This is a genomic window from Streptomyces sp. NPDC031225 (genome assembly GCF_055570355.1).
In genome coordinates this window covers 74,769-100,687 of sequence record NZ_JBVIHJ010000029.1, presented here as the reverse complement: position 1 = coordinate 100,687, position 25,919 = coordinate 74,769, and the positions used below count along the sequence as shown (strand labels likewise).

At 70.9% G+C, this 25,919-nt stretch carries 28 protein-coding genes and 1 pseudogene; 8 read left to right on the top strand and 21 right to left on the bottom strand.

Annotated features, from left to right (window positions below):
* Window positions 1-72 precede the first annotated feature (72 nt).
* From ACZ48Z_RS37570 to ACZ48Z_RS37560, 3 genes are all read right to left on the bottom strand, one after another.
* The gene (locus tag ACZ48Z_RS37570) at window positions 73-1,314 is read right to left on the bottom strand and encodes an amidohydrolase family protein (RefSeq protein ID WP_468740390.1); all 1,242 of its coding nucleotides are present in this window, start codon (window positions 1,312-1,314) and stop codon (window positions 73-75) included.
* A 235-nt stretch (window positions 1,315-1,549) separates the two neighbouring features.
* Window positions 1,550-2,314, bottom strand: coding sequence for a dienelactone hydrolase family protein (locus tag ACZ48Z_RS37565; protein ID WP_468740389.1), 765 nt, complete (start codon window positions 2,312-2,314; stop codon window positions 1,550-1,552).
* Window positions 2,311-3,051: an NADPH-dependent F420 reductase gene (locus tag ACZ48Z_RS37560; protein WP_468740388.1), complete on the bottom strand. Its 741-nt coding sequence runs from the start codon at window positions 3,049-3,051 to the stop codon at window positions 2,311-2,313. Before ACZ48Z_RS37560 ends, ACZ48Z_RS37565 begins: the two co-directional genes overlap by 4 nt.
* Window positions 3,052-3,158: 107 nt before the next feature.
* Here ACZ48Z_RS37560 and ACZ48Z_RS37555 point away from each other — a divergent pair, with 107 nt between their 5' ends.
* A complete protein-coding gene (locus tag ACZ48Z_RS37555) occupies window positions 3,159-3,752 on the top strand; it encodes a TetR family transcriptional regulator (RefSeq protein WP_468740387.1) in 594 nt (197 codons plus the stop codon).
* 10 nt (window positions 3,753-3,762) lie between these two features.
* Here the strand turns inward: ACZ48Z_RS37555 and ACZ48Z_RS37550 are convergent, their stop codons facing one another.
* Window positions 3,763-4,533, bottom strand: coding sequence for a TIGR03943 family putative permease subunit (locus ACZ48Z_RS37550; protein WP_468740386.1), 771 nt, complete (start codon window positions 4,531-4,533; stop codon window positions 3,763-3,765).
* Window positions 4,530-5,564, bottom strand: a complete 1,035-nt coding sequence (locus tag ACZ48Z_RS37545; protein WP_468740385.1) for a permease — start codon at window positions 5,562-5,564, stop codon at window positions 4,530-4,532. The genes ACZ48Z_RS37550 and ACZ48Z_RS37545 overlap by 4 nt, the downstream gene beginning before the upstream one ends.
* A 222-nt stretch (window positions 5,565-5,786) precedes the next feature.
* Between ACZ48Z_RS37545 and ACZ48Z_RS37540 the strand changes: the two genes are divergently transcribed.
* Window positions 5,787-7,670 (top strand): NAD-binding protein, encoded by a 1,884-nt coding sequence (locus ACZ48Z_RS37540; protein ID WP_468740421.1) that lies wholly within the window; start codon window positions 5,787-5,789, stop codon window positions 7,668-7,670.
* A gap of 156 nt (window positions 7,671-7,826) precedes the next feature.
* On the opposite strand, the gene ACZ48Z_RS37535 is transcribed toward ACZ48Z_RS37540, so the two are convergent.
* Window positions 7,827-9,641, bottom strand: coding sequence for a S9 family peptidase (locus tag ACZ48Z_RS37535; RefSeq protein ID WP_468740384.1), 1,815 nt, complete (start codon window positions 9,639-9,641; stop codon window positions 7,827-7,829).
* 151 nt (window positions 9,642-9,792) lie between these two features.
* On the opposite strand from ACZ48Z_RS37535, the pseudogene ACZ48Z_RS37530 reads away from it, so the two are divergent.
* Window positions 9,793-10,198, top strand: a pseudogene (locus ACZ48Z_RS37530) (nuclear transport factor 2 family protein).
* A 43-nt stretch (window positions 10,199-10,241) separates the two neighbouring features.
* Complete coding sequence (locus ACZ48Z_RS37525; protein WP_468740383.1) at window positions 10,242-11,054, top strand: SURF1 family protein; 813 nt, start codon at window positions 10,242-10,244, stop codon at window positions 11,052-11,054.
* A 15-nt stretch (window positions 11,055-11,069) separates the two neighbouring features.
* Here ACZ48Z_RS37525 and ACZ48Z_RS37520 read toward each other — a convergent pair whose 3' ends face one another.
* From ACZ48Z_RS37520 to ACZ48Z_RS37505, 4 genes are all read right to left on the bottom strand, one after another.
* On the bottom strand, window positions 11,070-12,092 hold the full coding sequence (locus ACZ48Z_RS37520; RefSeq protein WP_468740382.1) for a hypothetical protein: 1,023 nt from the start codon (window positions 12,090-12,092) through the stop codon (window positions 11,070-11,072).
* A 107-nt stretch (window positions 12,093-12,199) separates the two neighbouring features.
* A complete protein-coding gene (locus tag ACZ48Z_RS37515; protein ID WP_468740381.1) occupies window positions 12,200-12,853 on the bottom strand; it encodes a SigE family RNA polymerase sigma factor in 654 nt (217 codons plus the stop codon).
* A gap of 377 nt (window positions 12,854-13,230) precedes the next feature.
* On the bottom strand, window positions 13,231-14,289 hold the full coding sequence (locus ACZ48Z_RS37510; protein ID WP_468740380.1) for an aspartate-semialdehyde dehydrogenase: 1,059 nt from the start codon (window positions 14,287-14,289) through the stop codon (window positions 13,231-13,233).
* Complete coding sequence (locus ACZ48Z_RS37505) at window positions 14,289-15,569, bottom strand: aspartate kinase (RefSeq protein ID WP_468740379.1); 1,281 nt, start codon at window positions 15,567-15,569, stop codon at window positions 14,289-14,291. The genes ACZ48Z_RS37510 and ACZ48Z_RS37505 overlap by 1 nt, the downstream gene beginning before the upstream one ends.
* A 247-nt stretch (window positions 15,570-15,816) precedes the next feature.
* On the opposite strand from ACZ48Z_RS37505, the gene ACZ48Z_RS37500 reads away from it, so the two are divergent.
* Window positions 15,817-16,500: a response regulator transcription factor gene (locus tag ACZ48Z_RS37500; RefSeq protein ID WP_468740378.1), complete on the top strand. Its 684-nt coding sequence runs from the start codon at window positions 15,817-15,819 to the stop codon at window positions 16,498-16,500.
* Window positions 16,497-17,837: a sensor histidine kinase gene (locus ACZ48Z_RS37495; RefSeq protein ID WP_468740377.1), complete on the top strand. Its 1,341-nt coding sequence runs from the start codon at window positions 16,497-16,499 to the stop codon at window positions 17,835-17,837. Before ACZ48Z_RS37500 ends, ACZ48Z_RS37495 begins: the two co-directional genes overlap by 4 nt.
* Here ACZ48Z_RS37495 and ACZ48Z_RS37490 read toward each other — a convergent pair.
* The gene (locus tag ACZ48Z_RS37490) at window positions 17,803-18,303 is read right to left on the bottom strand and encodes an SgcJ/EcaC family oxidoreductase (protein ID WP_468740376.1); all 501 of its coding nucleotides are present in this window, start codon (window positions 18,301-18,303) and stop codon (window positions 17,803-17,805) included. The genes ACZ48Z_RS37495 and ACZ48Z_RS37490 overlap by 35 nt on opposite strands.
* Before the next feature lie 124 nt (window positions 18,304-18,427).
* Window positions 18,428-18,619: a hypothetical protein gene (locus tag ACZ48Z_RS37485; RefSeq protein ID WP_468740375.1), complete on the bottom strand. Its 192-nt coding sequence runs from the start codon at window positions 18,617-18,619 to the stop codon at window positions 18,428-18,430.
* A gap of 107 nt (window positions 18,620-18,726) precedes the next feature.
* Between ACZ48Z_RS37485 and ACZ48Z_RS37480 the strand changes: the two genes are divergently transcribed.
* A complete protein-coding gene (locus ACZ48Z_RS37480) occupies window positions 18,727-19,452 on the top strand; it encodes a TSUP family transporter (protein ID WP_468740374.1) in 726 nt (241 codons plus the stop codon).
* A gap of 349 nt (window positions 19,453-19,801) precedes the next feature.
* Here ACZ48Z_RS37480 and ACZ48Z_RS37475 read toward each other — a convergent pair whose 3' ends face one another.
* The 5 genes from ACZ48Z_RS37475 to ACZ48Z_RS37455 all read right to left on the bottom strand — a co-directional run bounded on the left by ACZ48Z_RS37475 (window position 19,802) and on the right by ACZ48Z_RS37455 (window position 22,283).
* Window positions 19,802-20,056, bottom strand: a complete 255-nt coding sequence (locus tag ACZ48Z_RS37475; protein ID WP_468740373.1) for a helix-turn-helix domain-containing protein — start codon at window positions 20,054-20,056, stop codon at window positions 19,802-19,804.
* Window positions 20,053-20,469: an SsgA family sporulation/cell division regulator gene (locus tag ACZ48Z_RS37470; RefSeq protein ID WP_468740372.1), complete on the bottom strand. Its 417-nt coding sequence runs from the start codon at window positions 20,467-20,469 to the stop codon at window positions 20,053-20,055. The genes ACZ48Z_RS37475 and ACZ48Z_RS37470 overlap by 4 nt, the downstream gene beginning before the upstream one ends.
* 134 nt (window positions 20,470-20,603) lie before the next feature.
* A complete protein-coding gene (locus ACZ48Z_RS37465; RefSeq protein WP_468740371.1) occupies window positions 20,604-21,266 on the bottom strand; it encodes a DUF5063 domain-containing protein in 663 nt (220 codons plus the stop codon).
* The gene (recR, locus tag ACZ48Z_RS37460; RefSeq protein ID WP_266400725.1) at window positions 21,259-21,858 is read right to left on the bottom strand and encodes a recombination mediator RecR; all 600 of its coding nucleotides are present in this window, start codon (window positions 21,856-21,858) and stop codon (window positions 21,259-21,261) included. The genes ACZ48Z_RS37465 and recR overlap by 8 nt, the downstream gene beginning before the upstream one ends.
* Window positions 21,859-21,938: 80 nt before the next feature.
* The gene (locus ACZ48Z_RS37455; RefSeq protein WP_355752985.1) at window positions 21,939-22,283 is read right to left on the bottom strand and encodes a YbaB/EbfC family nucleoid-associated protein; all 345 of its coding nucleotides are present in this window, start codon (window positions 22,281-22,283) and stop codon (window positions 21,939-21,941) included.
* A gap of 240 nt (window positions 22,284-22,523) precedes the next feature.
* Between ACZ48Z_RS37455 and ACZ48Z_RS37450 the strand changes: the two genes are divergently transcribed.
* Window positions 22,524-23,249, top strand: coding sequence for an SLATT domain-containing protein (locus ACZ48Z_RS37450; RefSeq protein ID WP_468740370.1), 726 nt, complete (start codon window positions 22,524-22,526; stop codon window positions 23,247-23,249).
* Between the two features lie 392 nt (window positions 23,250-23,641).
* Here ACZ48Z_RS37450 and ACZ48Z_RS37445 read toward each other — a convergent pair whose 3' ends face one another.
* The 4 genes from ACZ48Z_RS37445 to ACZ48Z_RS37430 all read right to left on the bottom strand — a co-directional run bounded on the left by ACZ48Z_RS37445 (window position 23,642) and on the right by ACZ48Z_RS37430 (window position 25,279).
* On the bottom strand, window positions 23,642-23,902 hold the full coding sequence (locus tag ACZ48Z_RS37445) for a hypothetical protein (RefSeq protein ID WP_468740369.1): 261 nt from the start codon (window positions 23,900-23,902) through the stop codon (window positions 23,642-23,644).
* Window positions 23,903-23,951: 49 nt separating this feature from the next.
* On the bottom strand, window positions 23,952-24,410 hold the full coding sequence (locus tag ACZ48Z_RS37440; protein WP_468740368.1) for a MarR family winged helix-turn-helix transcriptional regulator: 459 nt from the start codon (window positions 24,408-24,410) through the stop codon (window positions 23,952-23,954).
* Window positions 24,407-25,018, bottom strand: coding sequence for a type 1 glutamine amidotransferase family protein (locus tag ACZ48Z_RS37435; protein ID WP_468740367.1), 612 nt, complete (start codon window positions 25,016-25,018; stop codon window positions 24,407-24,409). Before ACZ48Z_RS37435 ends, ACZ48Z_RS37440 begins: the two co-directional genes overlap by 4 nt.
* A 138-nt stretch (window positions 25,019-25,156) precedes the next feature.
* Window positions 25,157-25,279, bottom strand: a complete 123-nt coding sequence (locus ACZ48Z_RS37430) for a hypothetical protein (RefSeq protein ID WP_468740366.1) — start codon at window positions 25,277-25,279, stop codon at window positions 25,157-25,159.
* Window positions 25,280-25,919 lie beyond the last annotated feature (640 nt).

Sequence of the window (25,919 nt, the reverse complement as noted above, 5' to 3'; positions counted from 1 at the left end):
CGAGGACACCGGCCTGCTGCTGACCTGGACACCGCGGGGCCGGTCACGTTCGCGTTCGCGTGGACCTCCCGCTCATTTGTCGAAGTCGAGCTCCAGCATCCGGATCGCGTTCCCCCGCAGCAGCTTGTAGGTCACTTCCTCGGACAGGCCGGCCACGTGCTCCTCGGCGACCTTCTTGGTGTGCGGCCAGGTCGAGTCGACGTGCGGGTAGTCGGTCTCGAAGGTCGCGTTGTCCACGCCGACGGTCTCGATGGCCTCGATGCCGTGCTTGTCGCGGAAGAAGCAGCAGAAGATCTGCCGGTAGTAGTACGTCGAGGGCGGCTCCGGGATCAGGTCCTTGACGCCACCCCAGGCGCGGTGTTCCTCCCAGACGTCGTCGGCGCGTTCCAGGGCGTACGGGATCCAGCCCATCTGGCCCTCGCTGTACGCCAGTTTGAGCCGCGGGAACTTCACCAGGACCCCGGAGAACAGGAAGTCCATCATCGAGGCCATGGCGTTGTTGAAGGAGAGGGAGGCCTGGACGGCGGGCGGGGCGTCGGGGGACGCGGCCGGCATCTGCGAACTGCTGCCGATGTGCATGTTGACGGTCGTCCCGGTCTCCTCGCAGGCGGCGAAGAACGGGTCCCAGTAGCCGGAGTGGATCGACGGCAGCCCCAGATGGGTCGGGATCTCGCTGAAGGTGACGGCCCGTACGCCCCGGGCGGCGTTGCGGCGGATCTCCGCGACCGCGAGTTCGACGTCCCACAGCGGGATCAGGCACAGCGGGATCAGCCGCCCCCCGCTGTCCCCGCACCACTCCTCGACCATCCAGTCGTTGTAGGCGCGCACGCAGGCGAGCCCGACCTCCTTGTCCTTGGCCTCGGAGAAGGTCTGTCCGCAGAACCGCGGGAAGGTGGGGAAGCACAGGGAGGCCTCGACATGGTTCATCTCCATGTCCTCGATCCGGGCCTTCGGGTCCCAGCAGCCCCGCCGCATCTGCTCGCGGGTGATGCCGTCGAGGGTCATCTCGTCGCGCGAGAAGCCGACGGCGGCGATGATCCGCTTGTACGGGAAGAGGTCGCCCTCGTACTCCCACCAGTCGGTGAGCTGGCCTTCCGGATCGGTGGTGAACCGGTACTTCCCGCCGACGTACGCGAGGTCCCCGATGCCGGCGGTGAGCGGTTTCGGCCCCCTGTCCCGGTACTTGGCCGGGAGCCAGGTCTCGAAGAGGTGCGCGGGCTCGATCACGTGATCGTCCACGCTGATGACTTTGGGGATGTCCCTGGTTCCGGGTCCCGTTCCGGATCCGGTTCCGCTCTCGGTGGTGACGGCCATTGCCTGCCCCCTAGCGGGTATCTGATGGGTCGTCAGATTGCAGGCTAGGGGGAGGGTCCTGCGACGGCAAGGGCTTGTGGGGGTTCGGCAGGACGTGGCGGCCACCGTCGCCCGGTCCCGCTGACGGAAGGCCTCCGGTTTGTCCACCGACTCCCTGCGCCGGCTGCTGCGGGAGCGGACGCTGACGTCGTACCCCTCGGCGGCCCGGCGCAGGGGGACGACGGTGGCCAGGCGATCAGCCGGACAGCCTCCGCGCGAACAGGTCCAGCAGGGCTTCCCAGTGACGGTCCGTCGCCTCGGCCCCGTACATCGCCGTGTCGGCCTGGGTGAAGCCGTGGCGGGCACCCTCGTAGACCTCGCTGCGGTGCTCGACGCCCGCCTCGGTGAGGGCCTTCTCCAGGCGGGCGATCTGGTCGGCGGGATTGGTGGAGTCCTGGTCGGCGTGGCCGAAGTACAGCTCGGCGTTGATGTGACCGGCGAGCAGGTGCGGGCTGTCGGGGGCGTCCGTGGCCAGGTACGCCCCGTGGAACCCGGCCGCCGCGGCGACCCGGTCGGGGTGGGTCCCGGCGGTGCGCAGGGCGAGGCCCGCGCCCATGCAGTAGCCGGTGACACCGACGGGGCCGTCGACCGTCAGCGGGGAGGCGGCCAGCCAGTCGAGGTAGACGGCGGCGTCCTCCATGGCCCCCTCGGGGGTGAGGGTCCGCGCGGCGGGACCGATGTCCCGGATGATCTCCGGGCGCTCGGCGGGGTTGATGAACTCGGGGAGTTCGACGACGGGTGCGCGGCCGGAACGGTAGAAGACGTTGGGGACCAGCACGGCGTGACCCGCGGCGGCCAGCCGGTCCGCCATCGACTTCAGATGCGGGCGCAGCCCGAAGGCGTCCATGTAGAGGAGGACGGCGGGGTGCGGGGCGCCGTTGTCCGGGTGGGCGAGGTAGGCATCGGCGGTGCCGTCCCGGGTCGGGATCTCGATCATCGCCATCGTCGTCGTTGTCGTCATCGTGGGTCTTTCGTGAGTGGCGGTGTCAGTGGGCGGTGTCGATCAGTTCCCTGACCCGGGCTGCGGGCACCGGCACACCGGGCGAGGCCAGGAACCAGCGCTGGGCCTCCTCCGGGCTCAGCCCCTGTGGCCGCTCCCCCCAGGTACGGCTGGACGTACACCGGGCTGCCGGGCGCGAGACGCCCGCTGTCGGCGAGGGTGCCGGCGTCGACCGTGTCGTATCCGAGCAGGTCGAGCAGCCGGGTCACCTCCGCCTTGGCGCTCGCGTCGTCGCCCGCGACGGGCAGGGCACTGCGGTCGGCGGCTCCGGCCGGGCGGGCGAGGGTGCCCAGGTGGAGGAAGTCGATGGTGGCGAACGCCTTGACCACCGTCGCCCCGGCCAACTGCCGCTGCACGAGCGCACTGGAGGTCAGCTCACCCGCGTCGAGAGCGGCGATGCGGCCATCCCGGTCCGGGTAGTGGTTCGTCGCGTCGATCACGGTCTTCCCGGCCAGTTCGGCGACGGGGAGACAGTCGCGGGCCTTCAGCGGTACGGCCACCACGACCAGGTCACCGGCGCGCGCGGCCTCCGCGGCGGTGCCCGCGCGCGCTCGCTCACCGAGTTCCGCGACCAGGCCCGCAAGGCTCTCGGGGCCGCGGGAGTTGCTCACCACCACATCGAGTCCGGCGGCGACGGCGAGCCGGGCCACCGCGCCGCCGATCATGCCGCTGCCGATGATGCCGAGGGTCTGGGGCATGCTCGAGCCTTCCTGGGGCCAAGTTCTAGATGTGAAACCCAGTGTCACACTAGTGACCGAGACCCACTCCTGCAAGGCCGGTTCATCCCGGACGGTAGGATCGGCGGGTGACCGGAGCCGCGCGTACGACCACGAGAGACATCGCCAGGGCCGCCGTACGGGCCCAACTCGCCCAGGTGGCATTCGAGTTGTTCCGCCGCGAGGGGTTCGACAAGGTCACGCTCGACGACCTGGCGGCGGCGGCCGGGGTCTCCCGCAGCACCTTCCTGCGCTACTTCGGCACCAAGGAGGACGCCGTCCTCGGCGCCTTCGAGGGCCACGACCGACGGGTCGCCGACGCGCTGCGGGCCCGCCCCGCCGACGAGGACGACTGGACGGCACTGCGCCACGCCCTGGACGCGGTCATCGGGCGCTACCACGAGGACCCGGCCGGCGCCCTCGCCACCACCCGCCTCGTCTACGACACCCCGGCCCTGTGCGCCCGCCACCTGGAGAAACAGCACAGCTGGCGGCCCGCCCTGGTCGCGGCCCTCGCCGACCGCGCCGGTACCGAGGGACCCCCGACACTCGCCCAGACCGTCCTGGCCGGGGCCGCGCTGAACTGCCTCAACGTCGCCCTGGCCCACTGGACCGCGTCCGACGGCCACCTCGACCTCGTCACCCTGCTCGACGAGGCCTTCGCGGCGACGCGCGGTCGCTGAGGACGACCCTTCAGTTGTTCCAGGTCTCGTCGTACGGGTCGTGCGGTGTCGGGACCGGCTTGGCCTGCGTGATCCTCAGATACGGGATCGGGCCGCCGTTCACCGTGTCCTTGGTCCGCTCGGCCGTGTAGGTGCCGGTGACCTCGAGCCAGCTGTCCGGCTGGAGTACCGGCGGGATCTTGCCGGTCAGGCCGACCTTGACCGGCTGGGCGTCGGCGGCACAGCAGTTGAGGGCCATACGGACCAGGTAGGGCGCGCCGGAGTGGTCCAGGGCGACGAACCCGGTGACGACGACCTGCCGGCCGACGAGGTCACGGCCGTGCCCGTAGTACGCGCGGCCCGCGTAGTCGACGAGGCTCAGCCGCACGGGGCCGCTCTCGGGGAGTTTCGTATAGCCGAACGACTGCTGAAGGGCCGTACCGGTGCGCATGGCGCTGTAGGAGCCGAGGGCCGGCGGGGCGACGAGGATCAGGGCGAAGAGGGGGAGGACGAGGAGCCAGGAAACACGGGGTTCACGGTGGGCGTGCTCCTCGTGGTCGCCCTGGTCGCCGTGACCGTCGTGGTCGCCGTGGGGACCGTCCCCGTCGGACGCCTTGGCTCGCTTCGGGCGCCACTCGTACCAGGCCGTCGCCAGTGCCGTCACGATGAGGACGACCCCCGCCGCCAGGACCAGCGGACGCAGGCCCGCCTTGACGTAGCGGAGGTAGAGGTCGGTGAGGCCCGCGTGCAGCAGGGCCGCGCCGAGGACGAAGAGGACCGCCGACTGTGCCTGCCGGTTCACAGCAGCACCGCCCCGGTCAGGACCGAGCCCACGATCGCCACGGCGAGGGTCGCGGGGGCGAAGCGCAGGGCGAAGGCGCGGCCGAAGGTACCCGTCTGCATCGCGAACAGCTTCAGGTCGATCATCGGTCCGACGATCAGGAAGGTCAGCCGTGCGGTCAGCGAGAACTGAGTGAGCGAGGCCGCCACGAACGCGTCCGCCTCCGAGCAGATCGACAGCACCACCGCGAGGGCGGCCAGGGCCAGCACGGCGATCACCGGGTTCTCGGCCGCCGTGCGCAGCCACGTCTGCGGGACCACGGCCTTCAGGGTCGCCGCCGCCATCGCGCCGACGACGAGGAAGCCGCCCGCGTGCATCACGTCGTGCCGCACCGAGCCCCAGAACGCGGCGCCCCTGCCCTGGCCCTCGTACGACTCCCGGGCCGGCGGCTTCAGCAGGTCGGCACGGCCGAGGCGCAGCCACAGCCAGCCCATCACGCACGCCACCAGCAGGCTCCCGACGAGCCGGCCCACGACCATCTCGGGGTTGCGGGGGAAGGCCACGGCGGTGGCGGTCAGCACGATCGGGTTGACCGCCGGGGCCGAGAGCAGGAAGGCGAGGGCCGCGGCCGGGGTGACGCCCCTGCGCACCAGCGCCCCGGCCACCGGCACGGACGCGCACTCGCAGCCCGGCAGGACCGCGCCCGCCATCCCGGCCACCGGCACCGCGAGGACGGGGTTCTTCGGCAGCGCGCGGGCGAAGAACGACGGCGGCACGAACACCGCGATCGCCGCCGACAGCAGCACCCCGAGCACCAGGAAGGGCAGCGCCTGGACGAGCACGGCGACGAACACCGTCATCCAGCTCTGCATGACCGGCGCGCCCAGCGCCTCCCGGATCGGGCCCTGGCACAGCACCATCAGGAGCATCAGCAGGGTCAGCACGAGAGGGGAGTTGAGGCGCCGCTCCTCCGGGTCCGGCGCCGGATCGGGTGCCGGGCCCCGGTCCTCGTCGGTGGCCCGCGTGAGCGGGGGTGCTTTGGTGACGGCCACGGCCGGGATCCCTCCGGTGGTGAGGTGCTGGTTCCCCTGCCGGTGCGTACGGCGGCGAAGGTCCGTTTGCTCAGTGTGCGCGGGGGTTTGGGGATTTCTTGACGGTTCGAAGCGGCCCGGGGCCCCGGACGTGGCACCATCCGTCCCGGTGAGGCAGTCTTCTCCCTCGTGGGGAGCGTTCCGAACCAGAGTCCAGGGCTGCCGGACGGCGCGGCCGCGCACATGGTGGTGTGCGGGGACGACGGGCTCGCGCACCGGCTGGCCGCCGAGCTCAGAGGGGTCTACGGCGAGCAGGTCACGCTCGTCGTACCGGCCTCCGAACGGTCCGTGCGGCCACCGGTGGTCGTACGGGCCCGGGCCGCGTCCGCGCTGCTCGACCGGATGGTCAACGCGGCCGTCGGCCTGACCGGCAACGGGAACGGGAGCGGGAGCGCGGCTGCCGTCGGCAACCCCAGCGGCACCGCCCCCGGTGCCGAACCCCCGGGCGGTGTACGGGTGATGGAGGCCGCCGAGCCGAACGAGGCCGCGCTCGCCGGGGCGGGCGTGGAGCGGGCGGACGCGCTCGCGCTCGTGTACGACGACGACGAGACCAACATCCGCGCCGCCCTCACCGCCCGCCGCCTCAACCCCCGGCTGCGGCTCGTCCTGCGGCTCTACAACCGGCGGCTCGGCCAGCACATCGAGGAACTCCTCGACCAGGCCGCCGCATTGGCCTATGGCGACACGGACGGTGGCACGGACGGCGGCGCCGGTTTCGACGCCTCCACGACCGTGCTGTCCGACGCCGACACGGCCGCGCCCGCGCTGGCCGCCACCGCCCTCACCGGCACCAGCAAGGTACTCCAGACCGGCGGGCTGATGCTGCGGGCGGTCGAACGGCCCCCGGCCCGGGACGGGGTGAGCTCCGCTCCCGGACTGGCCACGCTGGCCCTGCTCTCGCCGACCGACAGCGCCGAGCCCGGCGTGGACCAGGGACCGACACTGCTGCCGGACGCGGCGGCGGTACGCGCCGGGGACGGACGCGCGACCGTCGTGCTGGAGCAGGTGTCGTACGCCGGGCCCTCGCTGCCCGACGGCCGGGGTGTACTGCCCTGGTTCGGTTCGCTGTTCTCGCGGCGGCTGCGCTGGTCGCTGGCCGGAATGGCGGGGTGTGTGCTCGCGCTCGCCGTCGCCCTGTGGCTGGTGACCGGGATCCATCCGCTGAGCGCCTTCTATCTGACACTGCTCGACCTGTTCGCGATCGACGACCCCGCCATCGGGGAGTCCGTCGGCCGGCAGATCCTCCAACTCCTGTCCGGGCTCGTCGGGTTGCTGCTCCTTCCGGTGCTCCTCGCCGCGGTCCTGGAAGCACTCGGCACCTTCCGTACCGTGTCCTCCCTGCGCAAACCGCCCCGCGGACTGGGCGGACACGTCGTGCTGCTCGGGCTGGGCAAGATCGGCACCCGGGTGCTGACCCGGCTGCGGGAACTGAACATCCCCGTGGTCTGCGTCGAGTCCGACCCCGAGGCCCGCGGACTGGCCACGGCCCGGCGACTGCGCGTGCCGGTGGTCCTCGGGGACGTCACCCAGGAGGGCGTCCTGGAGGCCGCGAAGATCCACCGGGCGCACGCGCTGATGGCGGTGACCAGCGCGGACACGACGAACCTGGAGGCCGTGCTGTACGCGCGGGCCGTGCGGCCCGATCTGCGGGTGGTCCTGCGGCTGTACGACGACGACTTCGCGACGGCGGTGTACCGCACCCTGCGGGCGGCGCACCCCCATGCGTCCACACGCAGCCGGAGTGTGTCCCATCTGGCGGCTCCCGCCTTCGCCGGGGCGATGATGGGGCGCCAGATCCTGGGCGCGTTCCCCGTCGAGCGGCGGGTGCTGCTGTTCGCGGCTGTGGACGTGGGCGGGCATCCCCAGCTGGAGGGGAAGACGGTCGGCCAGGCGTTCCGGGCCGGGTCCTGGCGGGTGCTGGCGCGGGAGGAGTCGGGGGACTCCCCCGGGCTGGCGTGGGATCTGCCGGACACGTATGTGCTGCGCGGCTCGGACCGGGTGGTGCTGGCGGCGACCCGGCGGGGGTTGGCGGAGCTGCTGGGGCGGCGGGGACGGGTGGGGGCATAGCCGTTCGCTGCGGGCCGCGGGCCGGTGGGGGCCGGTCGCGCAGTTCCCCGCGCCCCTGGGTGGATGCACTTGAAGTCGGCCGAGCTGTGCCCACTCAGGGGCGCGGGGAACTGCGCGACCAGCCCCCACGCACCCGCAGCCGAAAGTCCGCCCCCGCTACCCCAAATACCTCTCCGCGAAGTCCAGTTCCAGCTTCACCTGCTTGATCCGCTCGTCCACCACCAGCGAACCGTGACCGGCGTCGTACCGGTACACCTCGTGCACCGCTCCCCTCGACTCCAGCCGCTTCACGTAGTTGTCGACCTGCCGGATCGGGCACCGTGGGTCGTTGACGCCGGCCGAGATGTACACCGGGGCCTTGACCTGGTCCACGTAGGTCAGGGGTGACGACGCCTCGAAGCGCTCGGGTACCTCCTCCGGCGTGCCGCCCAGCAGCGTGCGGTCCATCGCCTTCAGCGCCTCCATCTCGTCGTGGAACGCCGTGACGTAGTCGGCGACCGGGACCGCCGCGATGCCCAGCGCCCACGCGTCCGGCTGGGTGCCCAGACCGAGGAGGGTGAGGTACCCGCCCCAGGACCCGCCGGTGAGGACGAGACGCGCGGGATCGGCGAGACCCGAGCTCACCGCCCACTCCCGCACCGCCGCGATGTCCTCCAGCTCGATCAGCCCGACCCGGTGCTTGAGCGCGTCGGTCCAGGCCCGCCCGTACCCCGTGGAACCGCGGTAGTTGACCCGGACGACCGCGTACCCGTGGTCCACCCACGCCGCCGGACCCGCCGCGAACGAGTCGCTGTCGTGCCAGGTCGGGCCGCCGTGGATGTCGAAGACCGTCGGCAGCGGCCCCGTCGCTCCCGCCGGCTTCTGGACCAGCGCGTGGATCCGGCCGCCCGGCCCCTCCACCCACACGTCCTCCACCGGCACCGAACCGGGGGACTTCAGGCCCGGCGGGTCCAGGACCACCTCACCCGTCGTCGAGCGCACCGCCGACGGCTCGGCCGAGGAGGACCACAGGTACTCCACACTGCCGTCGGGGCGGGCCGTCGCCCCGGAGACCGAGCCGGGCGGGGTCGGGACCTTCTCCAGCTTGCCGCTCGCCAGGTCGTACCGGAACAGCTCGCTGCGCGCCTCGAAGCTGTGCGCGACGAGCAGGCCCGTGCCGTCCGGGTACCACTCGGCGCCCACGTCACCGGGCAGGTCCAGGGCGAGATCGGTCTCCTCACCCGTCGCCACGTCCCACACCAGGGGCTCCCAGCGACCGCGCCGCTGGTGACCGATGAGCAGCCGGGTGTCGCCGTCGACGGGCGCGAACCCGAGAACCTCCAGGCCCAGTTCCTCGGCGCCGCCCTTGGTGTCGTCGAGTTCGGCGACCGTCCTGCCGTCGGGGCGTACGACCCGCAGCGCCGAGTGCATCGCGTCGCCGTGCTCGGTGTGCTCGACCGCGATCAGCGAGCCGTCGTGGGAGAGGTCGCCGACACCCGCGGACTCGCGGTGCCGGTAGATCTCCACCGGCTCCTCGCCGGAGCGCACGAGATGGATGGACGTGCCCTCGTCGTCGGTCGAGCGGCCCACGACCGCCGTACGGCCGTCCCGGCCCAGCGCAAGGCCCGCCGGGTAGGAGGCGTCCAGGCCCGGCGCGGCGAGCTCGTCCGGTCCGCCCGCGAAGGGCTGGCGGCGCCAGACGCCGAACTCGTCGCCGTCCTTGTCGTCGAACCACCAGATCCACGCGCCGTCCGGGGAGAGCACGCCGTCCGTGGTGCCGTTGGGCCGGTCCGTCACCTGGCGCTGCCCGCCGGTCGCCCTGTCCCAGGCGTACAGCTCGTACGTCCCCGTGGCGTTGGACACGAACAGGGAGCGGTCCGGGGCGTCCTCCGCCCAGTCGGGCAGGGACACCCGGGGCGCCCGGAAGCGCTTCTCCCAGTCCGGCACATCGTCGTTCCGCTCGGCTGCGGCGGACCCGTTGCTCTCAGTCATGACCCCATACTGCCCGCCCTCACAGACAATCCGAAGGCGAGGTCCCCAGCCTGTGGAAAACTTCTACCGCCCGCTTACCCGAACCCCGCCCGACCAGGGCGCGAGGGCCTGCCAGGGCCCGTTGTCAGTGGCGGGGTGCAGACTCGTCCCCATGACCGAGCTGCGCAGGACCGTGGAGAGTCTCTGGGCGCTTGCCGAGGCCCGCGACTGGAGTGCCTTCGCCGAAACCCTGGCCGAGGACGTCGTCTACACCCTGCCGCAGACCCGCGAGCGCATCAGCGGCCGGGAGCGGTTCGTCGAGTTCAACCGGGAGTACCCGGGCGACTGGCACCTGCGGGTCGAGCGGATCGTCGCCGAGCCGAGCCGGGCCAGGTCGTCACGTGGGCCCGCTTCAGTGTGGGCCCGGAGGAGATGGACGCCGTCTCGTTCTTCACCGGCGACGAGAGCGGGCTCATATCCACCATTATGGCCACGCGCCGGCAGGCGCATATCGACACAGCCGGCCGGAGCCGTACGAGCCGCCCGCGGGCCGCGATCACCTGACCGAGCGGTACTGACCCCGCGCCCCCATCTCCCGGGACGGCCCCGTACCGTGGGAGTGTGTACCGGTTTCTGCTGACGCCCCGCTGGTTCGGCATCAACGTCTTCGTGCTGCTCGCCATCCCGTTCTGCATCTTCATGGGGTCCTGGCAGCTGAGCCGGTTCGAGGACCGGATGACGGAGAGCCGCGACGCCGAGCAGTCGGTCGTCACCGACGGGCGGGAGACCCCGCGCCCCCTGGCCGAGCTGCTACCGGTGGACAAGGTGACGTCCGGCAAGCAGGTCACCGCGACCGGGCGGTACGCAAGGCAACTACTCGTCCCCGACCGGCAACTGGACGACCGCGAGGGCTACTACGTCCTGACGCTGCTGCGCATTGACGGCGGCAAGGCCCTGCCCGTCGTCCGGGGCTGGCTGCCGGGCACCCCCGATCCGGCGAAGGTCCCGGCCGCGCCGAAGGGCGAGGTCACCGTCACCGGAGCGCTCCAGGCGTCCGAGACACCGGGGGACAACGGCGTCAGCGCACAGGGCGGCCTGCCGGCCGGGCAGACCGCGGCGATCAGCGCGGCCTCGCTGATCAACCTCGTGCCGTACGGCGTGTACGACGCGTGGATCACCCTCAACACCGCCGACGCCGGGATGACGGCCGTACCGGCGACGGCGCCCGCCGACAGCGGGCTGGACCTGAAGGCGTTCCAGAACCTCGGCTACACCGGCGAGTGGTTCGTCTTCGCCGGCTTCGTGGTCTTCATGTGGTTCCGTCTGCTGCGCCGCGAGGTGGAGTTCGTCCGGGACGCCGAACTGGGCATCCTCCCGGACGACGAGCAGCCTCGGCAGGAGCGGGACCAGCCCCAGGAGAAGGCGACCGCCTGAGGCCGGCTCACGCCGTCACGACGAGGTCAGCACGCCCGTCCAGTACACGGTCCCCGCGCACGCGTTGGACACGGTCGTCGACACCGACGGTCCGACCGCCGTCGTGTTCGTCACCAGGACACTCCCGTCGGTCGCGCCGTCCTCCCTGACGAGCTGGGTGGAGGTGCCGGTGTCGCCGCCGGTCGAGGAGCCCTCGCCGGAGGAGGTGTCCGGGGAGGTCGTGGGCGTGGGGGTGGGCTCGGTCGAGGGGTCCGACGTGGGACAGGTCGAGGACGGCACCCAGGCGAACTTCACGTCGTAGGAGGAACCGGGCTGCAGCAGCAGCTGGGAGACCTCCTGGGCCGGGTCGGGCAGCGCTGCCGCCGCGTCACCCGAGACATGCCGGAGAGCGCCGATCTTGCTGCCGTCCGCCGCGCCCTGCGGGCTGGCTGTCACGGTGCCGGGGCCGGTGACCGTGCAGGCGGCGGTGGAGCCGTTGGTGACGTGGAAGGTGCCGTAGACCGTCCCGGCGGAGTCGGCCACGTCGGTGGTGGCGGTGGGCGTGCCGAGTTCTGCGGCCGTGCAGGCCGGGGCGCTCGCCTCGGTCGAGGCGGACGGGTCCGCGCCGCCACCGGTGCCGTTCGTGGCGCCGGCGGTCTTGCCCTTCTGGTCGCCCTTCGTCTCGCCCTTGCCCTTGCCCTCGGTCTTGCCCGAGGAGCCGCCGGAGGTGGACTCGCCGCCCTCCGTCTCCTTGCCCTGGCCCGCGCCGCCCTGCATCTGGGAGGTGTGCCCGGCGTTGGAGGTGTTGGCATTGGTGTTGGTGGCGGAGACGTGCACCACGGCGGGGACAGCGGTGCCGAAGAAGAGGGCCGCGGCCGCCATGCCGACGAGGGCCTGCCGCTTGCGTGCCCGCCGGGCGGGGACCGCCTTGCGGAGATGGTCCAGGGTGCCGTCCCGTGGCTCCATCTCCTGGACCGCCTGCTGAAGCAGGCGTCGCAGTGCCAGCTCGTCCGAGTCGAACTCCCCCGTGGAGCTCTGATCTTCGGGGCCGTGATTCACAGTTCCGTTCCCAGCGTGTGATTGCTTGTGCTCTTGCTTGCCCGCCCATGTCGGCTCTCGCCACGCGTAGGGCTCATGGCGCCGTTCCTGGGGGTCGCCGTCCGTGCTCATACCGGCTCCTCCATGGCGACCCGCAGCGCGGCTATCCCGCGGGAGCCGTACGCCTTCACGGAGCCCAGCGAGATGCCGAGCGTATCGGCGACCTGGGCCTCGGTCATGTCGGAGAAGTAGCGCAGGACCAGGACCTCGCGCTGGCGGCGCTGCAGGCCCTTCATCGCCTTGATGAGGGAGTCGCGTTCCAGCAGGTCGTAGGCCCCCTCCTCGGCGCTCGCCATGTCGGGCATCGGCTTGGACAGCAGTTTGAGTCCGAGGATGCGCCGGCGCAGGGCCGAGCGGGAGAGGTTGACGACCGTCTGACGCAGGTACGCGAGCGTCTTCTCGGGGTCGCGGACGCGCTTGCGCGCCGAGTGGACGCGGATGAAGGCCTCCTGGACGACGTCCTCGCAGGAGGCGGTGTCGTCGAGCAGGAGAGCGGCGAGACCCAGCAGCGAGCGGTAGTGCGCCCGGTAGGTCTCGGTGAGGTGGTCGACGGTGGTTCCCGCCGCGGCTTCCTCGATGCCGTCACGCTGACTGGGTATGCGCGTGGGCCGCGCTGCGGGCATGGGGGCGATCACCGGCATGCCGCCGGGCGCCCCGGGCAACCGGGGCCTGAGGACCGCCGCGCCGCTCGGCGCGGCGCGGAATTCGAGTACCTGAGCCACGCCAGTTGGACACGCTCACCCCGGTGAGGGTTGTACGCGTCCGCCCATCTTCTCTCAGGCAGCACAACTGACCGTGCGTCAAACGTGCTCATGCCCTACCCGCTCTTCCCCTGTGTCCTGAATGACCGAGGCGTCCCCACGCCTCGCACGCATCCCCTCGCCCCCTGAAAGGGCGTTCGCAAAGACGCTCCCCGCCCTTCGCACGGTTGCGGAGAACGGGGAGGAAAATCTTCGGACGCCGAAGCGCCTGGGATCAAGTGGTTCGGACCATTAGTCGCACCACATGTCGTCCACAGATCCTACAAAGCGTTTCGGCCATGGCCAGGGCTTTTCCGGTGGGCACCTGTGCGGACCGGCAATGTGCCGCCGGACGGAGGTCACCCGAACTCGGCCGCCAGGAGCTCCGCGATCTGCGCGGTGTTGAGTGCCGCGCCCTTGCGCAGATTGTCTCCGCACACGAAGAGTTCGAGCGCCGTGGGGTCGTCGAGGGCCCGCCTGACCCGCCCCACCCAGGTGGGATCGGTGCCGACGACGTCGGCGGGGGTGGGGAACTCGCCGGCCGCCGGATCGTCGAAGAGGACGACCCCGGGGGCGGTCGCGATGATCTCGCGCGCCTTGCGGACGGTGACCTCGCCCTCGAAGCGGGCGTGGACGGTGAGGGAGTGCACGGTGACGACGGGGACCCGCACACAGGTCACGGCGACCGGCAGGGTGGGCAGTCCGAGGATCTTGCGGGACTCGTCCCGCACCTTCATCTCCTCCGAGGACCAGCCGTCCTCGCGCAGCGACCCGGCCCACGGTACGACGTTCAGCGCGACCGGCTCCGGGAACGGCCCGGTGTTGTCGCCGACGGCCCGCCGCACGTCACCGGGGTGCGTGCCGAGCTCGGTGCCCGCGACCAGGGACAGCTGCTGCCGAAGTGTCTCGACACCGGCGCGCCCGGCCCCGCTCACGGCCTGGTAGCTCGACACCACCAGCTCCCGCAGCCCGAACTCGGCATGCAGCGCGCCCAGGGCCACGATCATGGAGAGGGTCGTGCAGTTGGGGTTGGCGATGATTCCGCGCGGCCGCTTCCGGGCCGCGTGCGGATTGACCTCGGGGACGACCAGGGGCACGTCCGGGTCCATCCGGAAGGCGCCCGAGTTGTCCACGACGACGGCACCGCGCGCGACGGCGACCGGCGCCCAGTGCGCCGCCACCTCGTCGGGTACGTCGAACATGGCGACGTCGACCCCATCGAAGGCCTCCTCCGACAGGGCCACCACCTCGACCTGCTCGCCGCGCACGGCCAGCTTGCGGCCGGCCGAGCGCGGGGAGGCGATCAGGCGGATCTCGCCCCAGACGTCCGCGTGCTGGGACAGGATCTGGAGCATGACCGTGCCGACGGCTCCGGTCGCTCCCACGACGGCGAGCGTCGGCCGTACGGTTGCGGCCATCAGCGGCCGGTGCCCCCGTAGACGACGGCCTCGTCGCTGTCGGAGTCCAGCCCGAAGGCGGAGTGCACGGCCCGGACGGCCTCGGGGACGTCGTCCTGGCGGGTGACGACCGAGATGCGGATCTCGGAGGTCGAGATGAGCTCGATGTTCACGCCCGCGTCGGACAGCGCCTGGAAGAACGAGGCGGTGACGCCCGGGTTGGTCTTCATCCCCGCGCCGACCAGGGAGATCTTGCCGATCTGGTCGTCGTAGCGCAGCGATTCGAAGCCGATCCCGCCCTTGGCCTTCTCCAGGGCGTCGATGGCCTTGCGGCCCTCGGTCTTGGGGAGGGTGAAGGAGATGTCGGTGAGCCCGGTCGACGCGGCCGACACGTTCTGCACGATCATGTCGATGTTGATCTCCGCGTCGGCGATCGCGCGGAAGATCACCGCGGCCTCGCCCGGCTTGTCCGGGACGCCGACGACCGTGATCTTGGCTTCGGAGACGTCGTGGGCGACTCCGGAGATGATGGCGTGCTCCACCTGCTGGTCCCCTTGCGACTTGGGATTCTCGTTGCTGACCCAGGTGCCCGGCAGTCCCGAGAAGGACGAGCGGACGTGGATCGGGATGTCGTAGCGACGGGCGTACTCCACACAGCGGTGGAGCAGCACCTTGGAGCCGGACGCGGCCAGCTCCAGCATGTCCTCGGAGGAGATCCAGTCGATCTTCCGGGCCTTCTTCACCACGCGCGGGTCGGCGGTGAACACTCCGTCGACGTCGGTGTAGATCTCGCACACCTCGGCGTCGAGGGCGGCGGCCAGCGCCACGGCGGTGGTGTCGGAGCCGCCGCGCCCCAGCGTGGTGATGTCCTTCTTGTCCTGGCTGACGCCCTGGAAGCCGGCGACGATGGCGATGTTGCCCTCGTCGAGCGCCGTACGGATACGGCCCGGCGTGACGTCGATGATCCGGGCTTTGTTGTGGACCGAGTCGGTGATGACGCCGGCCTGGCTGCCGGTGAAGGACTGGGCCTCGTGGCCCAGGTTTTTGATCGCCATGGCCAGCAGCGCCATGGAGATCCGCTCTCCGGCGGTCAGCAGCATGTCGAACTCACGCCCGGCGGGCATCGGAGATACCTGCTCGGCGAGATCGATCAGCTCGTCCGTCGTGTCGCCCATCGCGGAAACGACGACGACGACCTGGTGGCCGTTCTTCTTCGCTTCGACGATTCGCTTGGCGACGCGCTTGATGCCCTCGGCATCGGCTACGGAGGAGCCTCCGTACTTCTGCACGACAAGGCCCACGTGCGCTCCTCGCTCAGTCCTGTGTGTCGGCTCAGTTTAACGAGTGTCCGATTTTCACTTCCGCGGTACCGCATGGTGAGACATCGCGGTTTCGGACACCCAGGTCAGCGCATGCCCATCGGGGAGCTCCGGGAAAAGTGCACCACGTCACACACCGCAGCGCATACCAGGTCACACACCGCGCCGCGCACCCATGTGGAACCTGCGTGACGGGTGTGAATTAAGTTTCAAGGAATAGGGTGCGGCTGTGCGCGTACTCCTGGTGGAAGACGATGAGCCGGTCGCCCAGTCCCTCAGACGCGGCCTGGTGCGGTACGGGTTCGAGGTCGAGTGGGTCTCCACCGGCGGGGCCGCGCTGAGCCACGAAGGGCCCTACGACGTCGTACTGCTCGATCTCGGCCTGCCCGACACCGACGGCCTCGACGTGTGCAGGGCACTGCGCGCCCGCGGTGACGTGCCGATCATCGTGATCAGCGCGCGCAGCGACGAGACGGACCGGGTGGTCGGCCTGGAGCTCGGCGCCGACGACTACGTGTCCAAGCCGTTCGGCGTGCGGGAGGTCATCGCGCGGATACGAGCCGTGATGCGCCGCGCGCAGCCCCGTACCGAGGCCGCCGCGGGCCCCGACCGGTACGGCTCCCGCCTCACCGTCGACCGCAAGGCCGCCCGGGTCCGCCTCGACGGCGAGGAGGTGCCCCTCACGCCCAAGGAGTACGACCTGCTGGCCTTCCTCACCGAGGAGCCGGGCGCGTTGATGTCGCGCGAGCAGATCATGGAGGCGGTCTGGGACGCGAACTGGTTCGGGCCGACCAAGACACTGGACGTGCATGTGGCGGCGCTGCGGCGCAAGCTCGCCGGGGCGATCGGCATCGAGGCCGTGCGGGGCGTGGGCTTCCGGCTGGAGATCGTCAAGGACGACGGGGTGTCATGAACCGGCAGCTCATCCGGAGTTACATCCTGCTGGTCGCGGTGGCGATCCTGCTGTTCACGGTGCCGGTGGCGTTCACGCTCACCTCGCAGCTGCGGGACGACACCGAGTCGTCGGTCAAGCGCGAGGCGACGACCATGGCACTGCTGCTGGGCAGCGGCACCAGCACCTCCTGCGAGGCGCTGACCGAGGTGGCGACGGCGTACGGCGACGTCCAGGCGACCCCCACCGCCCACTGCGACCCGAAGCTGCCGACGCCCACTCCGGACGCGGCCCTGACCAGGGCCGTGCGGGACGACGAGGCGACGACGGACTGGGGTGCGGACTTCGTCTGGGGCAAGCATCTGACGGTCACCGTCCCGGCGAAGGGGGACGCGGCCGTCCGGATCGTCTACTCGACCTCGGACATGACCAGGCGCCTGTGGCAGATCTGGGGTTTCCGGGCCGCCCTCGCCGTGCTGGTCCTCGCGGCGGCCGCCGCGATCGGCGCGTTCGCCGCCCGCCGCATCACCGCCCCCCTGCGCGAACTCAACGCCATGGCGAGCAAGTTCAGCGACGGCGACCTGACCGCCCGCTCCCCGGTGACCGGCCCACCGGAGACCCAGACCCTCGCCCGCACCCTGAACCAGGGCGCGGAACGCCTGGACACACTGGTCGCCTCGCAGCGCATCTTCGTGGCGGACGCCTCGCATCAGCTGCGGACGCCGTTGACGGCGCTGCGCCTGTCGCTCGACAACATCGCGGACGGTGTGGACGACGAGTTCGTCCGCGAGGACGTGGAGCAGGCGACGGCCGAGGTGGTGCGGATGAGCCGCCTGGTCAACGGCCTTCTCGTCCTCGCGCGTGCCGAGGCGAAGGTGACGGCCGCGGAACCGCTCGCCCTGACGGACATCGTGGACGAACGGCTGACGGTGTGGAGACCGGCCGCCGACGAGCGCGGTGTCACCATCGCGCTCAGGGGGAGTGTTGTCGACGGCCGGCCGTCTGTGCTGGCCAGCCCCGGCCATCTGGAACAGGTGCTGGACAACGTGCTTTCGAACGCCCTGGAGGTGTCGCCCGACGGCGGGAGGATCACCGTCGAGGTCTCGTCACGGGCGGATGCGGTGGTGCTGTCGGTGCTGGACGAGGGTCCCGGCATGTCCGACTCGGAGAAGTCCCGTGCATTCGACCGCTTCTGGCGCGGTCAGGGCCTGACCGGGCGCTCCGGCTCGGGGCTCGGCCTCGCCGTCGTCAAGCAACTGGTGACCGACGACGGCGGAACCGTGGCACTGGCGGACGCGCCCGGGGGCGGACTGAAGGTGGAGATCAGCCTTCGGGCATCGCCGAGGAGTGGTGGTTGACGATCTTCCACTGGCCGTTCAGCTTCTCGTACGTGTAGGTGTAGCGGGCGTCGACGACGCGCTTGGCGCCGGTCTTCGGGTCGGTGAGCGTGAACTCGTAGACGCCGGTGTCGATCGCGGAGTTGCTGTCGAGGACGTTGACGATCGTCTGGACCTTCTTGCCGACCGGCTTGTTCTTCAGGAAGTGCTCGAAGTAGTCGACGATCTCCGCGTGGTTCGTGCGGACCTTGTTGGAGACGGTGGGCAGGAGCACCGCGTCCTTCGCGTACAGGTTCGCGACCTTGTCGGCGTCACCGGTCTGCAGGGCCGCGTTCCACGTGGTGAACAGTGCCGCGATCTGCTTCTTGGAGGGCTTCTTCGCGTGCTCGGGACCGGCGGTCGCCGCGACGGTGCCGACGGTGCCGACAGCGACGAGGGCGGTGGCCGTGACGATGGCTGCGCGCTTGGTTATGGAACGACGGGTCATCGCTGTCTCCAGTGCGGTGAGAGGTGGTGCGGTGCGGTGGTGCGGTGAAGTGACTACAGCCTCTCTTCGCGCCGGTTAGGGCCCGTGCAGCCCAGATACAGGGCGGAGACAGCACGGACCCAATTCACGCCGTGTGACCGCCCGGTCGCTTTCCGCGCAGCAGGCCGACACCGGCCCCGAGCGACACCACGCCCATCCCCACGGCGGTCATGACACCCTGCGCGCCGTCCACGACGAAGGGGGCGGCGGCCGCGACGACGAGGTTGAACAGGAAGAGGAACCAGAGGACGGGGGTGGAGGAGAGCAGGGACTTCATGGTCGTTTCCTTCGGCTGGGGGTTCGCTTTCGAGATCAACGATCCCGTTTCCGAGGGGCGGTCACGAGGGGGTGCTCTCCCGGACCGGGGGTGTAGCGCGGTACACCATGACGGTGACGGGTGACGTACTTCTGACGGGGATCGTGCTGCTCGGCTCCTCGGTGCAGTGGCTCACGGGAATGGGCTTCGCGCTGGTCTCCGTACCGGCTCTGGTCCTCCTCCTCGGCCCGACGCAAGGGGTGGTCCTCGCCAACTGCGCGGCCGGGGTGATCTGCCTGGCCGGCCTGGCCGGCGGATGGCGCCTGGTACGGCCACGCGCGATGCTGCCCCTGTGCCTGGCGGCGGCCTGCACGGTCCCGGCGGGCACCTGGCTGACCCGCCGACTGCCCCAGCCATGGCTGCTGTTGGTGATGGGCGGCCTGGTCACGGTGGCGGTGCTGCTCGTCATGCGGGGCGCGCGGGCGGCGGCTCTGCGCGGCACACGGGGCGCCGTGTTCGCGGGCGCGGCGGGCGGCTTCATGAACTCCGCGGCGGGGGTGGGCGGCCCGCCGTTCTCCCTCTACGCCCTCAACGCGGGCTGGACGGTACGGGAGTTCGTGCCGAACGCGATGTTCTACGGCGTGATCGTGAACGCCTTCTCCGTGGCGTCGAACGGCGTGCCGGAACTGACCGGCACGCGGTGGGCCCTGGTGTGCGCGGCGATGGCGACGGGGGGCCTGATCGGCCGGGGCCTCGCCTCCCGGACCCCGGAGAAGCGGGCCCGCCTGCTGGTGCTGCTGCTCGCCCTGACGGGTGGGATCACAACCGTCGGGAAGGGGCTCTGGGGCCTGTGATCAGTCCGCGAACTCCTTGAGGGGCGGGCCCGGCTCGGGGAGCTTGACGGTGGCACCGAACGGCAGCGGCGTGCGAAGTCCGGTTCGGCGTACGGGCCTTCGGCGAGCGGGGCTCGCAGGCCCTCAGGCATCGGCTCCCGCGCAGGACGGCAACACCTGGCCCCGTGCGCTGCCGAACGTCAGCGGCGTGCGAAGTCCGGTTCGGCGTACGGGCCTTCGGCGAGCGGGGCTCGCAGACCGTCACGCACATCGGCTCCCGCGCCGGACGGCAACACCTGGCCCCCGCGCTGGTACAACGAGCCGACGCCGACTGCCCCGTACGTCGACGCCGGGCTCCTGACCGCCGTGGTCACGGACGCCGTAGGCGCGCGGCGCGCGTCCCCCTGATCCGCGCTCCCAGCGCGCGGGCGTATTCGCGCAGGGTCTCCAGGTCGTGGATCTCGCCGCCCTCTATCTGCGCGACCCACGCCGGGAAGAAGTCCGCCGTCACCGCCACCTGCGCGCGCGTCAGGCCCTGTTCCTCGCGGACCCCCCGCAGCTGGTGGCCGAGGGCGTACGCCCGCGGGGCCGACAGCGCGCCGGTCCGGGAGCCGACGCGGATCACACCCGCCCCCCGAACAACGCCACCAGCCCGTGGTCCAGTTCCGCCCCCACGGTCTCCTCGTCCGGCGCGACGACGGTGTAGGTGCGGGCGAGGAAGCGGGTCAGGTCCGCGGAGGCGAACCTGAGGACGGCGACACCCTCGGGGGCGTGGAACTCGACGTGGATGTGGCCCGAACCGGCCGGGCGGACACGGACGTTGCCGATGCCCGCCGGGGTGCGCAGGCCCTCGCCCAGCAGGGCCCGGGCGAAGGTCCAGGTCGCGACCTCGCCGTCGACCGTGACATGCGGCGGGAAGTCGATGTGCACGGCAGGCGGGTCGGCGGAGGTGTAGCGCAGGGTCGCCGGGATCGCGATCTCCTGGTCCCTGGCCGTGATCAGGCGGGCGCCTGTCGGCTGCTGGAGGGTGACGTGCATGGCGGGGCTCCAAGTGGGCGGTGGCACGGGCCGGGTGTGGCCGTTGTGCAGTGCGACCACCGGAGGGGCCCGCGCATTACGCCGTTTCAGAAGCCTTCTGTATGACGCCCGTCACATCGGACAGGGTGGAGCCGCTATGTGGACGACTGCCGCAGGCCCAGCGGCCCCGCGATCTCCTCCACCATCACCCTGCCCGCCTCGAACTCCAGCGTCTCGTCGCCCACGGCCTGGTCGGTGTCGAGGCCGTCCAGTTCCTCCAGGGGCTGGTTGAGGCGGACGTGCGCCACCACCGACTGCAGGGCGCGCAGGGTCGCGGACGCCGTGGAGCCCCAGTTGGAGAAGTAGGAGAACTGCCACCACCACAGGGCCTCCGAGGTGCGGCCGGCCTTGTAGTGGGCCATGCCGTGGCGCAGGTCGGCGATGACGTCGGCGAGGTCGTCGGAGATCCGGGCCGGCACGGGTGCCTTGCGGGGCTCGTAGGGGTCGAAGACCTCGGAGTAGACGTCGATCGGCTCCAGGAGCCGGGCGAGGTTCAGACGGAGTTCGTCCACGTCGGCCTCGGGGCCCAGGTCGGGCTCGTAGCGCTCGTCGGGGACGATGTCCTCGTGGGCGCCCAGGCGTCCCCCGGCCAGCAGGAGCTGGGAGACCTCCAGGAGGAGGAACGGGACGGCCGAGTCCGGCTCGTCGCCCTTCGCCACCTCCCTGGTGGCCACCAGGAAGCTCTCGACCTGGTCGGCGATCTGGACCGCGAAGTCGTCGGGGTCCTGGGCGGTCGCGTGCAGTGTGGCGTCAGACATCTAGGAGTCGTCTCCCCTCGAAGGCGCGGCCGAGAGTCACCTCGTCCGCGTATTCCAGGTCGCCACCCACCGGGAGGCCGCTGGCCAGGCGGGTGACCTTGAGGCCCATGGGCTTGATCATGCGGGCGAGGTACGTCGCCGTGGCCTCGCCCTCCAGGTTCGGGTCGGTGGCCAGGATCAGCTCCGTGACCGTCCCGTCGGCCAACCGCGCGAGAAGTTCTCGGATACGCAGGTCGTCCGGACCGACACCCTCGATCGGGCTGATCGCGCCGCCGAGGACGTGGTACTTGCCGCGGAACTCACGGGTGCGCTCGACCGCGACCACGTCCTTCGGCTCCTCCACCACGCAGATGACGGTGAGGTCGCGCCGGGGATCGCGGCAGATGTTGCACAGCTCTTCCTGGGCGACGTTGCCGCAGGTCGCGCAGAAGCGGACCTTCGCCTTGACCTCCATCAGGCACTGCGCGAGACGCCGTACGTCGGTCGGCTCCGCCTGCAGGATGTGGAAAGCGATCCGCTGGGCGCTCTTGGGACCGACGCCGGGCAGCCGCCCCAGTTCGTCGATGAGGTCCTGGACCACGCCTTCGTACAACGGACTGCCGTCCTTCCTGGGTTCCTTGCGGTGCTTACGCTAGTTGGCCGGTGCCCGTCTCCGATAGGCAGGCCCCGCTCCTAGAACGGCAGTCCGGGGATGCCGCTGCCGCCGCCGAGCCCCTGGGCGAGCGGGCCGAGCTTCTGCTGCTGGAGGGTCTGGGCGTTCTCGTTGGCCGCCTGGACCGCCGCGACGACCAGATCCGCGAGGGTCTCGGTGTCCTCGGGGTCCACCGCCTTCGGGTCGATCTTCAGCGCGCGCAGCTCGCCGGCACCGGTGACGGTGGCCTTCACCAGGCCGCCGCCGGCCTGGCCGTCGACCTCGGTCCTGGCGAGTTCCTCCTGCGCGTTCGCCAGATCCTGCTGCATCTTCTGGGCCTGCTGGAGCAGCTGCTGCATGTTGGGCTGGCCACCACCGGGGATCACGATCAGCTCCTGTGCTTTCCGCCTTGGTCTTCCGTCTGTTCCGAGCCTACGTGTTCCACGCAGCCGTCGCCCCGGCACTCTTTCGAGTGAGTCGATGTGAAGGCCTATACCTGATCAAGGCCTCCTTCCGAGCGGAAAAGCGGCCAAAGCACCCCCTTCGCCACCCATTGGGCGGTAGGAAGGGTCCGGCACATCAGCATCAGGCGTCACGCAGGGTGACCGATCAGTAGGGAGCGCCGGGTGGGTCAGCCGGAGATGCAGCCCGAAGGCCCGCCGCAGGACGGGCAGGCCGATCTGGCCGGACGGACGTTTCCGCTCGGGGACTGGGGCGAGCCCGCCGTGCGGCTGAACGAGCTGTACCGGTGGGCGGAGCGCGGGGCGCTGGAGACGGCGGCCTGGTATCTCACGGACCGGGTGTGGAAGCGGCGGGGTGCGCGGGTCCTGCGGGGCGGGGCCGCGGTGGGGGCGGTGACCGGGGCTGTGCTGCCGCTGCTGGACCTGACGGGGGTGACGGGGGGCGAGGTGGCGCCCTGGGGTTACCTCGCGCTGCTGCTCGCGGTGGCCTGTGTGGCCGTGGACCGGTATTTCGGGGTGACGTCCGGGTGGATAAGGGACGTGGCCACCGCGCAGGCCGTGCAGCGCCGGCTGCAGGTGCTGCAGTTCGACTGGGCGTCGGAGAGCGTCCGCGAGGTCCTCGGCCCCACGGACGGCACGGCCGCCGAGGCCACCGAACGCTGTCTGGGCGTCCTGCGCCGCTTCTCGGAGGACGTCACCGAGCTGATCCGCGTCGAGACGGCGGACTGGATCGTGGAGTTCCGCAACGGTTCGGCCCCGATGGGCATCCAGGGCGCGGTGACGTCCGGCGGCCGTCAGGACCCGGGTGCCGCCCAGGGCCGGTTCCCCCTGCCTCCGGCCCCACCCGCCCGCCCGAACATGCCCCGGCAACGGCCGCCCGAGCCTCGGTGAGCGCCAGTGGTGTTCGGGGCGGGCCCGAGGCCTTTCGCCCCCACCGCCCCTTCCCGTCCCGTCCCTGGGGGCTACGCCCCCAGACCCCCATCGGCCCTGAAGGGCCTCGTCCTCAAACGCCGGACGGGCTGAAAATGGGTGCGCTGTTCTCGGATCACGCTCCGGCTCGTGCCCTCGTCGAGGTAGGCGAGAGGGTGGCGTCCGACATGCCAGGTGCTTCGTCGAAGAGGCCAAGTTCTGACGTCGGGCCGCCCGAGCCGGGCATCGTCGCCGATCGGGTTGTCCATCTGCACGCGGTATTCAGCGCTCGAACCAAGCCCGTACGGCTGTGCGAGCCGGGTCGGCTGGACGAGGGTCGCGCGGCATTCAACCGGCTTGCGCGCGAGGGGACTTCAGGGCGATACCGGCACTGAGGGAGCCGTCGGGGTCACGCTGGGACCTGTGTCCTCCAGGATGGCGTAGACCGCTCCACCGGCACCCACGGCGACCACCAGCGCGACGGCGACGAGGGCGGCCGTGACGGGACGGCTGCGGGACCCCGGCTCCTCCTCCGGTTCGGGCGCGTACGGCGTCAGGTACATGCCGGGCGAGGGGCGTTGCCGGGAGTGACCGTGCTCGGGATCGGCGGCAGCGTGCTCCTCGGACTCCTCCACCGCAGGCCCTCCCCCGAGACCGCACCCCCGCACGCCGGAAGACCAGTGTCTACGGCCGCCCGCCGTCCGTCGAGAGCTGGTCCAGCACCTTGGACAGCCGCTCCAGCATCGCGACGGCTTCGGCGAGCTCGGCCTCCCCGAACGTCTCCGCGAGCCGGTCGGCGAAGGCCGTGTGCCCCGGGTCGATCCGCCGCACGGCGGCCCGCCCCTGCGCCGTCGGCGCGAGGATCTTGGCGCGGCGGTGGGCGGGGTTGGGCCGGTACTCGGCCAGCTCCCGCTCCACCAGCAGATCGGCGATCCGCTGCACGCTCTGCCGCGTGATGCCCATCTCCCGGGCGATCCCGGAGACCGGCAACGGCTGGCCGAGCACCGCGCCGAGCACCTGCCACCAGGCGGCGGTGAGCCCGGCGGGCCCCGCCAACTCATCGGCCACGCCGAGGAATTGCCCGTTGAGCCGGAACACCCCGAGCGCACTGCGGCTGAGCAGTTCCTGCCGTTCCCGGCTCACTGCGCGGCCGCCTTCTCCAGCACGGCGTACGCCTGCGGGTCGGAGTCGTGGAACAGCCGGTACCAGGCTTCCAGCACCTCGCCGTCGTACACCCCGAGCAGCCGGAGGATCTCCCGGGCGAACGCGACGGGCTCGGTGGGTCCGGCGGTGATCAGCCCGCCGTCGGTCACGGCGTCCGCGTCGACGTACCGCTCGCCGCCGTCGTACCCAGTGGCCGCCAGATAGAAGGACACTGCGCCCGTGTGATCCCGTTCGTCGAGCAGTCCTTCGCGCGCGAGTCCCGCGGTGGCCCCGCAGATCGCGGCGACGGGAACCTCGGCGTCGAGGAACTCCCGCGCCTTGCGGGCGAAGGGGGCCAGGTCGCCGCCGGTGTCCCAGAGGTCGGCGCCCGGGAGGATCAGCAGGGAGCTGTCGGAGGGCCGTACGTCGTCCAGGGCGTAGTCGGGCTGCACCCGCAGACCCCCGACGGAGGTCACCGGCTCGCGCGCGGGGCCGGTGGTCAGGATGTCGTACCCGGCCCGGGCGAGATACGCCGTGGCGTACCCCGTCTCCCAGTCGGCGAAGGTGTCGTACACGGCGAGATGCACGGGCTTGCGGCTAACGCTCACGGCTTCTCCTCGATCCGAGCCAATCACACGACAGCATGCTGTCAAAAAGGCAGCATGCTGTCAATGGTTGACGCTCGAGGACTCATTCGCCCGGCGCCGACGAGATATTCGCTACCCGTGAGGACGGACCGCCCTCGCTCACCTGACATGCAGGGCAGCCATCGCCGCGGCGGCTACCACGGCGATCAACAGGCACAGCCGCACCGTCTTGGCCCAGCTCTGCATGGCGTCGGCCACGACCTTGCCCAGCTCCCTATACATCCAGAATCACCTCCTCCAGAGAATCAAGAGACATAAGCGTCCCGTCGTATTGCAGCTTCAATCGAACCTGCAATGCAATTTTCACACGCCACAAGTGAATTACACCAGAGCAGCCAGAAGGTGATCAGCAAAAAAAGAAGAGCGAATCACCACCAGTCGCTCGACAATCTGGGCGATTGGGGTGATTCGCTCATGATCCGCGGTAGCCGCCGCGAACCGTGGCCGCCCATCGACATGAGCAGCGAATATCTCTGCCATCAGTATCTAGGCCTCGAAGCTATGTGGCAAGTGGCAGATCGCTGCTTTTCGTTCAGCCGTCACGCCCAACGCCAGCCGCCCACCAGCGCGCTGGCGCGCGGCTGTCTCGGGGTGAACAGCGCAGGCGAAGTGCCAGGTGGCAGTCGGCCGTATCGCAGAATGATCACCCGCGAGAACCGCTTCCCGGCCCCGCCTGACGCCCGGACGGGTCATGGTGGAGCTCGGCATCCGGGTGGAAAACCCCCTGCCCGCACCGAAGCCCTCGGTCACCTGGGCAGACATCCGTACAGACATCGAAACGACACACCAATGGGCACGCAGCAGCCCCTTTCTGCCTGTAGGGTGACCAGCTCGCGCGTGCGCGCGGGCCACATATCCCAGC